Raw genomic sequence first — 12,862 nt, 5'->3', positions numbered from 1 at the left:
ACTCCCTACTTACGTTTGAACATAGCAAGCATTCGATCGGTAACCATATAACCACCAACGACGTTAATCGTTGCTAGAAAAACCGAAACACTGCCAAGGATTTGCGCGAGCAAGAGATTTTCATTTCCAGAATAAGCAATTGCGCCAATCAAGGTAATACCTGAAACTGCGTTTGCACCACTCATCAGCGGCGTATGAAGCGTGGCAGGCACTTTACGAATAAGCTCAAAACCTAAGAATATTGCTAACATTAAAATCATTGAAAGGTAAATAAATGACATTACTCGCTCTCCTTCGTCAATAACGCTTTGATGGTTGGATTAATTAGCTCACCTTCATGAGTAATTAGTGCAGTCTTTAAAATATCGTCTTCCAAATTCAGTAAGATTTTTTTACTTTCAGCATCCCAAAACTCGAGAAGCAGTGCTTGTAAGTTATTGGCATACATTTGACTTGCGTCTAAGGCTACTTCGCTCGCCCAGTTTCCAGTTCCAATAACGGTCACACCCTCAACAGTAACAACTTTTCCTGCTACGCTACCCTCTACATTTCCGCCGTTTTCAGCTGCCATATCGACAATGACGCTACCTGGCTTCATTTTCGCAATCACGTCTTTTTTGATCAGCAGCGGTGGTTTCCTACCAAATAACTGTGCGGTCGTGATCACGACATCTGAATTGGCAATGCAATCAGCTTGTGCTTGTTGCTGAATATCTATTTGCTCGGGCGTAAGTGCATTTGCATAGCCTTGTTCATTTTGGCCTGTCTCACCAATATCAATGGCTAAAAATTTAGCGCCAAGAGAACGCACCTGCTCTGCTACGACTTCACGAGTATCGTATGCAGTTACAGCAGCACCGAGGCGCTTAGCAGTCGCGACTGCTTGCAGACCAGCGACACCTGCGCCAATGACAAATACTTTTGAAGGTTTTAATGTGCCCGCAGGCGTCATCATCATAGGAAAAACTCGAGGTAGCGCGGACATCGCTTTTGCCATCATTACATAGCCCGCTAAGCTGGCTTGTGAGCTTAGCGCATCCATTTTTTGGCAGCGACTGCTGCGCGGTATCATTTCAACACTGAGTGCCGAGCGCCCAGACTGCTGAAGCCACTTGATGTGCTCATGGGCATTGAAGGGATCTAAAAAGCTAATGCAGCAAACCGTTGTTTTGGTTTTTTCCAGCTCTATTTTTTGCAATGGATGAATAGACATCAGCAAGTCAGCTTTCGCCAGCAAAGAGTCCCGATTGGACTCAACGATCGCACCCGCTTCAGCATATTCTGAATCGTCAATATTGATCGTTTTTCCAATCCCAGATTCGACTAAAATTGTGGCACCGAGTTTTACATATGCTTTCACATTGATTGGAAGTAAACTGCAGCGACGTTCATTCTTCACTTGCTCCGCGACAAACACGATTGTGCTCATTTCGCCTCCTTGTTAGCTTGATCAGGTTGAGTTTTGCTGCAATGTTCAGGTGAAGTAAGTCATTAGTTGAATAAAGCAACAATACCAGTATGCATGTTCTGCTTTAAAACTCCCTCTCTTTATTTATATACTCATCATTCATACAGGCATTGTTTGTATTTAGCTTAGTTTTTTATCGATTTACTCAAGACAGCACCGCATAAAAGAACATCGAAACAAGATAGGCAAGCAGGCCGTAGGCAATGAAGGCACCCCAAGCGTACCGATTCTTACCTAGTTCCGATTTAAGCATTGCAACGGTAGCAACACACTGTAATGCAATAACATAAAATGCTAGTAAAGCCACTCCTGATGCAAGTGAAAGACCATCTGCCTGAAGATTTTCGGCTAAACCTGCAATATTCTCATCGGCATTTTCGATACTAAACATTGTGCCTAACACGCCAACAAATACCTCACGCGCCAAGAATGAAACCAAGATAGCCACGCCGTATCGCCAATCGACGCCTAAGGGTGTAAAGATAGGTTCTATCCATTGCCCAATTGTCGACAAGTATGAGTTTTGTAAATCACCATTATTAGGGAAATAGCCCAAAGTCCAAATAATTAAGGAAACAACAAAGATAATAGGTGCTGCGCGCTTTATAAATTGAACGCCACTATTGATAATACGGTAGAACAAAGGCTGCCAATGCGGTAGCCGATATGAAGGCAACTCTAAGATAAAGGGCATATCCTGCAGCTCTTTCGAGCCCTCCGTCATTTTATTCAACACGCCACTGACGATAAGAGCAGTTAAAATACCAAATGAATATAAAGCAAAAAACATCGCCCCCTGCAGATTAACCCATCCGCCCAGATAAGTAGTGTCCGGCACTAAAACCGCTATTAACAGGGCATAAACGGGTAATCGTGCTGAGCAAGACATCAGCGGCACAGTTAGCATTGTTACAAAGCGTTTGCGAGGCGATTCAATTGTTCGTGCAGCCAATATCGCGGGAATTGCGCACGCATGGCCTGACAAGTAAGGAATGAAGCTTCGGCCTGACAAGCCAAAAAAACTTAAGGGCCTGTGACAGATTAACGCCGCTCTGGCCAAGTAACCGCTGTCTTCCAACAAACCTATTATGAGCGTCAATATCATTATTTGCGGAACAAAAACAAGAAACGAGCCTAGGCCACCAAAAATAGCGTCGGTCATAAAGTCATTTAATATACCTTCTCCTAAGAAACCGGAAACGATACCTGCGATAAAGCCAATAGCATCTTCTGTTGCGTCCATGAGCGGTGCAGCCCAAGTAAAAATGCTTTGAAATAAGAAAAACATAATCAGTAAAAAAGCAAAACCACCAAAGACTGAATTAAGCAGCAAACGGTCTATCGCGTTCTGGCGCTTAAGTACCACATCCGATTGGATTGCAAATTCCTTCGCTAGGCTTTTCGCTGCAATCCCAGAGGCCTGCTGGTTAGTTTCTGTCGGTTTTACGCGATATTTTTCGGGTGAAATTGCAATTTCACCCAAGCCTTTTTGTAACTCGCTAATACCAATTAAGGTTTTTGCAGATACAGCATAAACTGGGCTACCTAGCTTTTCGCTGAGCTTGTCGGTGTCAATCTTATGATTAAATCGTAAAAGCTCATCCACCATGTTCAATGTGAAAATAACCGTCTTATTGTGCTGTTTTGCAATTTCCTGAACCTGCAAAGCGAACACCAAAGAGCGCTCCATCCTAGTAGCATCGAGGTTACACAAAATAACACTGGTTTTTTCATCGGACATAGCATTGAGCAACTGCTCGATTGCAATCGATTCATCTTTCGATAACGATTTTAAAGAATACGTGCCTGGGTAATCGATGAGCTCGAATTTTTGCTGCTGCTTACCATCAACCCCATTGTCCAAATGAGCATTAAAAATACCACTCTTTAACTCAACTGTTACACCAGGGAAGTTAGCAACTTTTTGCCTCAAGCCGGTTAATTGATTGAATAGCAGACTTTTACCCGAATTGGGCTTACCAACAAGAAGAATTTTTTGCATTTTAGATCGGGTTTACATTTACGTGGTTAGCAACACTTTGTTCAAGTGAATAAATACAGTCGCCCAATTGAATAACTGTTGGGCCATTAAAAGCTGTTCGCTTGATACAGGTAATCAGTTGGCCTTCTTCAAAACCCATTTCCTGCAATCTGATAGCGACATCTGAGTGCATACTTGTGCAAAGGCTTTGAATAGAAGCTGATTTTTTTGAAGGAATATCCCAGACAGTCATTATACTCTCTCTTCACGCATTGAATGATTGTTAGCCCATAGGTGCAGGGTTAAGTACGCCAGTTTAAGCAAATCGTTCAATGAACACGGTTATTAGTTAAATAAGAATAGTTCTTATTCAAATTAGTATCCAGCATACTAACTGAAAAATAAAGAAAGTCCAGCAAGCCCATTGATATAGCGCAAAGAGATGTAATAAATAAGAAACTGACTCAGTTATTCTTTGCAACAGAAAACTATACTTCATTACCTGTTGGTTCTATTCTTGTGCCGATCAAATTAGTAAATAGAAAAGATAAGACAATTTATGCAAGAGAAACAAGCTAAAGTAGGCATTATCGGTGGTGGCCTTGCAGGTATTTATACTGCGTATTTGCTGGCACAAAATAAAATTTCATTCGAATTAATAGAGGCAAAACCGATATTGGGTGGCCGAATTTATGGTGAAGAAACCCACGTATCTGCTTATAAAATGGATCTTGGTCCTTCTTGGATTTTTCCCCATCAACAAGAAATACAGACCTTAGTGACTGAATTAGGTTTGCGACTAATTGAGCAAAACACTGCAGGTGACGCCGTTTTTCAACGCAACGCTCACGAACCACCGCAACAAATAAGTGGCGTTGCTCCACCGCCTATGTATAGAATCTTTGGTGGCACAACAAAGCTCATTGATTCGTTGGCGAATAGGATAAACCAAAAATGTAGTTACGTATCAACTACGGTCACTTCGCTTCGCTCAGATGGTAAATATTGGCATTTAGGTCTGCAAAGAAACACGCTAGCAGGTAATTTTGATGACCTTAGCCAATCTGATCCTAGCAGAAAGAGCTCAAGGCTTGGCTCAGCTTCTTACGAACATATTGTTATTGCCACTCCACCGAGAGTAATCGCTCATTTGTTGAAAAGCGGAGAGACAACATCTGTTAATGCAAATGGGTTTTTAAGCGCATTAGCCAGCAAATTTGAGCAAACACCCACATGGATGGCAGCCCAGGCAAAATTCGCAGTCACCTACGACCAACCTTTTTGGCGCGATCGAGGATTATCTGGTCAGGCTTTTAGTCAAGTTGGCCCATTAGGTGAAATTCATGATGCTTCTTTTGAAGATTCAGAAGGAAACTCAGTTTTTGCTTTATTTGGCTTTGTCGGTATTCCGTTTGCGCATCGCCAACATGCATCTGGCGAGCAAATGAAAACTGCTTGTTTAGCGCAGCTATCGGCTATATTCGGCTCACAAGCAAATAAATACACACAAACATATTACAAAGATTGGGGAACGGACAATTTTACCGCGACTAATCTCGACCAGAAGCAAGCTTCTGCTCATCCGCACATTGACCTTGCCTTCGAACAGGCAGAACTTCAGCAGTTGAAGCTACACCTCGCAACTAGTGAATTTTCAGAGCACGACGCTGGGTATATGGAAGGCGCGATCTTAGCCGCTACACGGTCAGTAAAAAACATACTTTCAAGCGTCTCGTAATTTTTATTATTGGTAATGCGTTAAAACGCACCTAACTATGATCTTAATACCCGAATAACTAGTAAATATTAGCGCTCAGGCGCTTAAGGCACGTAAGAAGCAATACAAAAAGTTTAACACGAGGACTACATGAAAATTAATGCTGAATTTTCACAAAGGGCTTTGGCACATACTGCTGAGCAAGACTGGGTGGCATCGCCGATAGTTGGGGTCGACAGAAAACCACTCGATCGAGTAGGAAATGAGGTTGCCCGAGCAACCAGTATTGTTAGATATGCACCGCAAAGCCACTTCTCTCCTCACATTCATAATGGTGGTGAAGAGTTTGTTGTACTCGAGGGCGTATTTCAAGACGAACATGGTGACTACCCCGTTGGCTCATACGTGCGCAATCCACCCCAGTCAAGACACAAACCAGGGTCGGAAAAAGGCTGTGTAATTTTCGTGAAACTATGGCAATTTCAACCAGAAGATCGCAAGCATGTGAATATTCTGATGGAAGATGCAGAGGTAAGCTTTGCAAACAACGACGATCAGGTAGTTGAAAGACTGCTGTATGCCGATAAATATGAACAAGTGAAGCATGTCACGCTTTCTGCAAATACTCACTGGCAAAGCGATGCGAAAAATGGAAATGAGATACTGGTCCTAGACGGCACAGTTGTTCATAATCAAGAAAGGCTGAATAAGCATGACTGGCTGCGCATTCCCGAAGGAAAAGAATTAGACCTTCAAGCAGCGAGCGAAGGCGCGAAAATATGGCTTAAAACCGGAAATTTGTCAGACATCGAAAAGCAAATCAAACGACTAGAAAGCGCTTAGTACTAAGCCAACAGCATGTTAATCACATGCTGTTGGTTATATTCACGGGAGTGTTTTTGCAGCTGTTATTAGACTAATAATCTGCCATCCCGATTTCGGTTTTATGTCATTTGAGGTAGTAAATATCTTAAGTTTGCCGTCGGTATCTATCGCACACAAGGGCAGGCATCTATCCTTATATTCTAATTTATAATCATCGTAACTGAAGCTATCAGAAAGCTTTGTCGTTTTGATGCTAGCGCCTTTCGAAGTAGACGCAGCGAGCTTTCCGTAGGTCACATCGTCTGCGAATAGGCCCAGCTTTTTAGAATATGATTCCGAGACCTGATGACTAGGACGCTGTTGCGATTCACCATTACTCAAGCCCAACACTTTCCCCTTGCCCATTTCATGCTCGAAATGGTAAGTCACTAAAGGATTCAGCTGGCGATAAGGTGACATGATTAGAACTTTGCCGATTGCAGTTAAGTCTAAATTACGCTCGGCATGCTCTGACATCGGATTCCCAAAATATGTTTGAACGCCGTCCATACGCGCTAGCTTAATAGTCTCCCAGTTTGTATCAGCTAAGCATACGGGTATTTTGTGTGTCATCAGTTCCTTGGCAAACATACGGCTGAATTGTGCGCCGCCAAAAATCAAGTATCCGTTCGGCGCAGGCGCTCTAATACCTAAATATTCTGCTACTTTTGCGCTGGTTAGACTCTGCAGCACAACGGTTGCGATAATGATCAAGAAGACCATCGGCACCAACATTTCGGCTTGCGCGTAGTCTAATGCTTCTAGCTTCAAAGCGAACAAAGCCGACACTGCTGCCGCTACAATACCGCGCGGTGCAATCCAACTTAAAAGAGCTAATTCACGCCAGTTCAAACCGGTACCAATGGACGATAAGAACACACCAATTGGTCTTGCAACAAACATCACGGCAACCAGAACCAGCAGTGCTCCCCACCCTACATTGAGTATGGCACTTAATTCGATTCGAGAAGCTAACAGTATAAATAGTCCGGATATCAACAAAACACTTAAGGTTTCTTTAAATTCCAAAATATCATCAACGTCAACTCCCTTCATATTGGCCATCAACATGCCCATTACTGTGACAGTTAGTAATCCAGATTCATGAGCAATAAGGTTTGAGCCAGCGAATGCGCCTAACATGATGGTTAGCACCGCGGTATTCATCAGATAGTGTGGGATCCAATGATGACGAAGGGCTAAACCTAAGAAATAACCTACCGCAATACCGACACCAAAGCCGATAGAAACGGTTAAGCCGAAAGCATAGAGAGTGTGAGTCAGAGCGTCTTGGGTAGATATAATGTACTCAAACACGAGCACCGCTAAAAGCGCACCAATCGGGTCAATTATAATACCTTCCCACCGTAATATATTTGAAACCTTATTACTTGGCCTCACGGTTCTGAGCATTGGCACGATTACCGTAGGGCCAGTAACGGTAACTATCGCCCCCAATAGAAACGCCATTTCCCACGACATTCCCAAGGCGAAATGAGCAGCCGGTGCAACCACCAAAAAGGTAACTAAAGTGCCAACTGTGCAAAGATTTCGAACCATCGAGCCATGACCGCTGAGGTCTTGCAGACGCAGCGTTAATGCGCCTTCAAATAATATAATGGCGACACAGAGTGAAACGACCGGGAACAGCAGATCACCAAACAGGGCGTCGGCGTTGACTATGCCAGTAACAGGCCCAGCAACGATGCCCACAATAAGCAGAGGCAATATTGCAGGAACACGAATTTTATAAGCAAGATATTGGCAAGCAATAGAAAGCAAGCCAACCAGTACGAGTGGAATTATTAAGTCGTCCAATGACAAACCTGTTTGTATTTAAGCATAATGCTGTCTTTATAACTCAAAGTTGCTGTGTAGTCTTGGTTTTTACAGTTTTTGTACACATTGCATTATCCACTGCTTTAACTGTGATTCGCTCATTCCACCCGATACTCTATTGATTTCCTTGCCTTTATGGAAAAATACGAGTGTTGGGATAGAGCGAATGACAGCATCTGCGGAAACTGCCTGCGCATTTTCAGTATTCACTTTGGCGAACAAAATACCATCTGAATCTTTGGCAACAGTCTCATATGCTGGCGCCATGGCTTTACATGGACCACACCAACTGGCCCAAAAGTCGACAATAACAGGCATATGGTTATTTTCAACATAGCGATAAAAGTTACTGTCATTCAGGTCAACCGGCTTGCCGCTATAAATGGCTTTACCGCATTTCCCGCACTTTGCACCAACATGCGTTTTGCCTTCGGGAATACGATTCGTTGATGAACAATGCGCACAAACAATATGCATAAGATTTCCTTAAGTTCAAAAAAATGATACTTCTCTATAAGAATTTGAATGTTGCAAATATCACGATATAACGCAACAGTATGGTACCACTTAAAATAATAATTAGGACAACACAATGCTTAAATTATATGGATTTGACGTCAGTAACTATTACAACATGATCAAGCTAGCAATGGCGATAAAGGGAATTGAATATGAAGCGGTCATTACTTACCCGAATCAGACGCCAGAATATTTAGCAATTTGTCCAACCGGCAAAGTCCCCGCCCTAGCGACTGATGACGGCGTACTCATTGAAACCAACGTTATCCTTGAATATTTGGACGAAGTGTCTCCTGAGACACCATTGATTTCAGGCTCGGCTTACGAGCGCGCTAGAATAAGAGAATTAATGAAGATGATTGAACTTTACATAGAGTTACCTGCAAGGCGCTGCCATACAGAGGCTTTCTGGGGAGTTCCTGTACACGAAGAAACCAAAAAAGAAGTAAAGCGCGCGCTGCTCAACGGCATGCAGGCCCTCTCTCGTGCAGCCTCTTTTTCGCCCTACATTGCAGGTGATAAAATGACGGCGGCGGATATATTTTTCATGTACTCAGTCAGTTTGGCGTCGGCTGTTGCCAAGAAACTATTTGGTATTGACTTGTTTGCCGAAGCGCCTGGTGCAAAAGAGCTTTTTGCAAAGCTAAACGCAATGCCAGAAGCCAGAGCTATCGCTAAAGATCAAGCTGCTGCGCAACCTGCGTTTCAAGCTTATTTAGCCAAAGCGTTTGCTAAAAAGCCATAAACATTCAGACGTTGGTTATATAAGACTTAACTTGCATAGGGGCTTGAAAGAGCCCCTGTCGTTTATGTAACTTTAATTGAGTCTCTATTTTATCCAATACATCATTTTCGATGTAGACAGGATAATTTCAAGGTCTTGATCCTCAACAGCTCTCACTTTCAGCCCATGTGAAGTAGGGATACCAATTAAATTAGGACCTGTCCAAATTGGAATCCCAGCACTCGTTGCAAGACTAATCCTATTCGGCACATCACTATAAAAAAAGCCTTCCGGACTGTCGACTAAGCTGACGAGGAATAGATTTTGCTGATCACTTGTGGAAGTGTCAATTGCAATATCTACAACTAGGCTACTCAATTCAGAGCGTTTAACTTCCTGAAGGCTAAAGTTATCCATATCATAAATAACTAATTGCTGAGGATCTTCGAAATCGTTCCTTTCGGTATAGTCCAAACATACAATCTCAAGCTCAGCATCAATATCATAATTGAACACCTCAATGCGGGCGCAATGCTGCTCAATAACACTTAATTCAGAAAATTGACCATCTGCTCTTTTCAAAACCGCTAACTTTTCGCCATAGGCAACAAGCAAGGTGAGGGTTCCATCAACTTCAAATATAGTAAAGTCGAGTAAATCTTCGTCAAAGCTTATACTGGCGAGTGTCGATTGCTCTATGAAATTGATTATTTCTAGCTTGCTTCTATTAATATATAAACTATCGTCAAAACCATCTGCATTGACATCATACGCTCTTACTAGGCCAATTTTCGACGTGACATCAAATGGCGTTTGCCATTGAACGACGGAGTTTGAAAGTTGGATCGCCGCTAGCGATTTATCGAAATTGTTGGTGATTGGTAAAAAGATATCACCGAATCCATCGTTATTAAAATCAGTCGTAACTGCGTGAAAGCTTGCACTATTATCGGCACTTACTTCCTTACTGATATTATATTTTCCATCGGGCTCAAGTGTAACTATCACACTCCCCTCTGAGCTTATAGGAACAAAAAAGACTGCGCGCTCATCGCCCTCAACAATCTGGCTCCAACCAGCACTGCTGAAGCTCTTTAACAATGTTCGCTCAATTCCTATTTTGGGTATTATGTCACTAGGCTCAGTATAAATATCAGAGATGAGTAGATCATCGGATTGGGCACTACCACCAGCCCAGTGTAATTCGAGTAATCCATCGTTATCGGAATCCCCAGTTGTGATTGAAATTACACCGTATTCAACACTGCTTCTGCTCCAATTTGTGGAAAATCCATTATCAATGAAACTATAAGCGCTAATGTTACGACTTGAACAAACACCGGCGATAATTTCTTCTGCAGGATCTGAGTCAACATTGGCAGTATGAACAGAGCAAATATCTTGATCACCAAGCAGCCCAATTTGAGATTGGCTTTGTGCTGAATGGATGGTAATTTCGCCTCGTGCACTTGCTGATACGATTTCAGAGATACCATTATTATCCAAATCTCCAAGAGAGATTACATCTCCAAATCGATTCTCATTTAGCCATTCAAGTGCCCATGTTTGAGTATCATAAACTTGCCCATCGTTAATCACTAATTCTAAACTAGCGTCCTCATCTACGTTACCAAACTCCATATAAGTTGCGTTTGCGGTTTCAGAGGAAAAAAGTACAAGCTCTGGCTCTGCAAGATTAAAAACCTGTACACTTTCTGTATAGTCTGGGTCGCTATAGATTCCCATAAGAAGAGCTATTTCATCTAAGCCATCACTATCAATATCGGCAACTGCTGCTTGCTTAACCCGATTTTCGCTCTCAAAAATTGTTGTGGCTAAACCATCTAAACCATTAATGAGGTGCACGCCAGTTGTTGTCACTACTACGATTTCAAGAGCATCATCGTCATCAATATTTGCTGCTAATACCTGTGTTATCTTGCGAAATGCGCTAACCTTAAATGGGTACACCCATTTTTGAGTGTATTTCTCATTTATATATTCCAATAGAAATACAGTATTTTCATTATCTGTAGTAAGGATTTCATTTTTTCCATCGCCGTCAAAGTCGCCAACATGTATATTTTTATTCTGAGTTGGGGCTTTAGTTCCTGTACGAGCAAGTGTTAAAGCTTGCTCAGACTTAACATCTAAGGAAATTGACATGGTGTACGACTGATTGTCACCAGATACGCCGATTTGAAAAGTAAAATCATATGTTTGGAAAGGAAACATCAATTTGCTAGGAACACGCCACTGAATTAGTCCGTTCTCATCCATAACAGCACCCTCAGGTGAGCCGATCATGGTTCCTGCAGCGTTATTAGTGACATCACGTATATCGGGGTCTACCAATTCAGCCATAAACTCAATAACATCACCTGCGCGGATTATTTCTGGTGTATCGCTAAACCTAATTAAAGCTAAAGAGTCTTCCATTACCACCGTCGTTCGTTCACTTTCGGTTTCATTAATACCATCAGAAACAATCATAGAAACTTGCAGTACATCGCCAAACACGGCAATGGCAGATGGTAAAATTGCCTCGGACTGGCCTGCAATTTTTGTATCATTGAGATACCAAGCATAGCTAATTGTCAGGTCTTCGAATTTAGTATCATTATCGCCGTAAGAGCTAGGACGAACCCGAACTGGCGTTGAGGTATAAATCGGGTCTTCGTATATAACGACAGGTTTCTCTGCCGATGGTGGAAGCGACAGTTGTGACAGCGGTATCAAGACTTTGTCAACAGTGGAACCATTGGTTAAATCATACATACCCGTAAAGTAGACGCCGGCGTCAAGCTCTCCGTCATTGTCAGTATCTTCAGCATACCTAATATATTCAGTGCCAAATTTGAGTGTCGTTTTTCTATCGCCAGTAAACGAAACAGTACCATTAGCATATTCTGAAGGCTCAAAATCCATATTGCTTGTTGCGATATCAACTCTGCCTTCGTCACTCAAATAAACGCTTCCTGTGAGCACATAGGATTGTTCTGAACTAGATTGCGAAATGCGGAGATTTGATTGGAGAAACACCTTCGCTTCATCTTCTCGTTGTAAGACTAAATAGTGAGATTTGTTATTAGTGTATTGAAAGGGCTCACTTGAACTGTCCTTAAGTATTTCTAAATAACCAGAAATGCTTATCTGTTGGTCATAACGCTCCCACTGTAAATTATTGTAGAAAAAAGAGCCTTCAAACGTATCATCCCCTATTCTTTTGATACTAATGGCGCCATCACCACTGATGGTATTGACAGAATTAAAAGGGACGCACTGGTCAAAAGTAGCGGTAAGATTGCCTGTCGATTGAGGCGTCAACTTACCTACATACTTCACTGTTCCTCCGCGATTGCAACTTAGCGTAGTATTCACATCTCCATTTGCATCAGAGTAATCAGTCAGATTGCCAACAATCAAGTCCGGAGGAGTCATCCCCTCATCATTGAACAATAAATTATAGATCTGCTGTGTGAGTGCTATATCCATATTAGCGACAGTAGTGATACCCGCATAAGAAGTATCTGCTATTGATTTGCCTGCTGTTTTTAGCTCCGCTTCTGAGTAGTTCTGGGCGTTTGCGATAACTTGTTGGGGAACAATGGGCGTGGGCTGTTCTGTGATGTCGCTACTCTCAACACTACCTCCGCCACCACCGCAGGCAGATAAAACGAAAACAGAAAAATGTAATATTAGAAACACTCGAAAAATCGTCATAATTCATCCTTGGAAACTGAACGATAT

General features: G+C 42.3%; 10 protein-coding genes. 3 read left to right on the top strand and 7 right to left on the bottom strand.

What is annotated here, in order from left to right; genetic code table 11:
* Window positions 1–5 precede the first annotated feature (5 nt).
* The 4 genes from GNIT_RS01225 to GNIT_RS01210 form a co-directional block, all read right to left on the bottom strand.
* Complete coding sequence (locus GNIT_RS01225; RefSeq protein WP_014107289.1) at window positions 6–281, bottom strand: NAD(P) transhydrogenase subunit alpha part 2; 276 nt, start codon at window positions 279–281, stop codon at window positions 6–8.
* Entirely contained in the window at window positions 281–1,429 is a 1,149-nt protein-coding gene (locus GNIT_RS01220; RefSeq protein WP_014107288.1) for an NAD(P) transhydrogenase subunit alpha, read from the bottom strand. Before GNIT_RS01220 ends, GNIT_RS01225 begins: the two co-directional genes overlap by 1 nt.
* A 184-nt stretch (window positions 1,430–1,613) precedes the next feature.
* Window positions 1,614–3,470 carry a ferrous iron transporter B gene (feoB, locus tag GNIT_RS01215; protein WP_014107287.1) on the bottom strand — a complete coding sequence of 619 codons (1,857 nt, stop codon included), beginning with the start codon at window positions 3,468–3,470 and terminating at the stop codon, window positions 1,614–1,616.
* 1 nt (window position 3,471) lies between these two features.
* The gene (locus tag GNIT_RS01210) at window positions 3,472–3,702 is read right to left on the bottom strand and encodes a FeoA family protein (RefSeq protein WP_014107286.1); all 231 of its coding nucleotides are present in this window, start codon (window positions 3,700–3,702) and stop codon (window positions 3,472–3,474) included.
* A 306-nt stretch (window positions 3,703–4,008) separates the two neighbouring features.
* Between GNIT_RS01210 and GNIT_RS01205 the strand changes: the two genes are divergently transcribed.
* Together GNIT_RS01205 and GNIT_RS01200 are read left to right on the top strand one after the other, a co-directional pair.
* Window positions 4,009–5,187, top strand: a complete 1,179-nt coding sequence (locus GNIT_RS01205; RefSeq protein ID WP_014107285.1) for a flavin monoamine oxidase family protein — start codon at window positions 4,009–4,011, stop codon at window positions 5,185–5,187.
* 129 nt (window positions 5,188–5,316) lie between these two features.
* Window positions 5,317–6,009 carry a cupin domain-containing protein gene (locus GNIT_RS01200; RefSeq protein ID WP_014107284.1) on the top strand — a complete coding sequence of 231 codons (693 nt, stop codon included), beginning with the start codon at window positions 5,317–5,319 and terminating at the stop codon, window positions 6,007–6,009.
* A gap of 42 nt (window positions 6,010–6,051) precedes the next feature.
* Here GNIT_RS01200 and GNIT_RS01195 read toward each other — a convergent pair whose 3' ends face one another.
* Both GNIT_RS01195 and trxC read right to left on the bottom strand, forming a co-directional pair.
* Entirely contained in the window at window positions 6,052–7,848 is a 1,797-nt protein-coding gene (locus GNIT_RS01195) for a cation:proton antiporter (protein ID WP_014107283.1), read from the bottom strand.
* 69 nt (window positions 7,849–7,917) lie between these two features.
* The gene (trxC, locus tag GNIT_RS01190) at window positions 7,918–8,346 is read right to left on the bottom strand and encodes a thioredoxin TrxC (protein WP_014107282.1); all 429 of its coding nucleotides are present in this window, start codon (window positions 8,344–8,346) and stop codon (window positions 7,918–7,920) included.
* Between the two features lie 115 nt (window positions 8,347–8,461).
* Between trxC and GNIT_RS01185 the strand changes: the two genes are divergently transcribed.
* On the top strand, window positions 8,462–9,133 hold the full coding sequence (locus tag GNIT_RS01185; RefSeq protein ID WP_014107281.1) for a glutathione S-transferase family protein: 672 nt from the start codon (window positions 8,462–8,464) through the stop codon (window positions 9,131–9,133).
* An 84-nt stretch (window positions 9,134–9,217) separates the two neighbouring features.
* Here the strand turns inward: GNIT_RS01185 and GNIT_RS01180 are convergent, their stop codons facing one another.
* Window positions 9,218–12,835, bottom strand: coding sequence for an FG-GAP repeat domain-containing protein (locus tag GNIT_RS01180; RefSeq protein WP_014107280.1), 3,618 nt, complete (start codon window positions 12,833–12,835; stop codon window positions 9,218–9,220).
* Between the last annotated feature and the right edge of the window lie 27 nt (window positions 12,836–12,862).

Origin of the sequence: Glaciecola nitratireducens FR1064, assembly GCF_000226565.1 — a bacterium.
GTDB classification, from domain to species: domain Bacteria; phylum Pseudomonadota; class Gammaproteobacteria; order Enterobacterales; family Alteromonadaceae; genus Glaciecola; species Glaciecola nitratireducens.
Note: the sequence above shows the minus strand (reverse complement) of the source record. Positions and strands in the feature narration are given on the sequence as shown.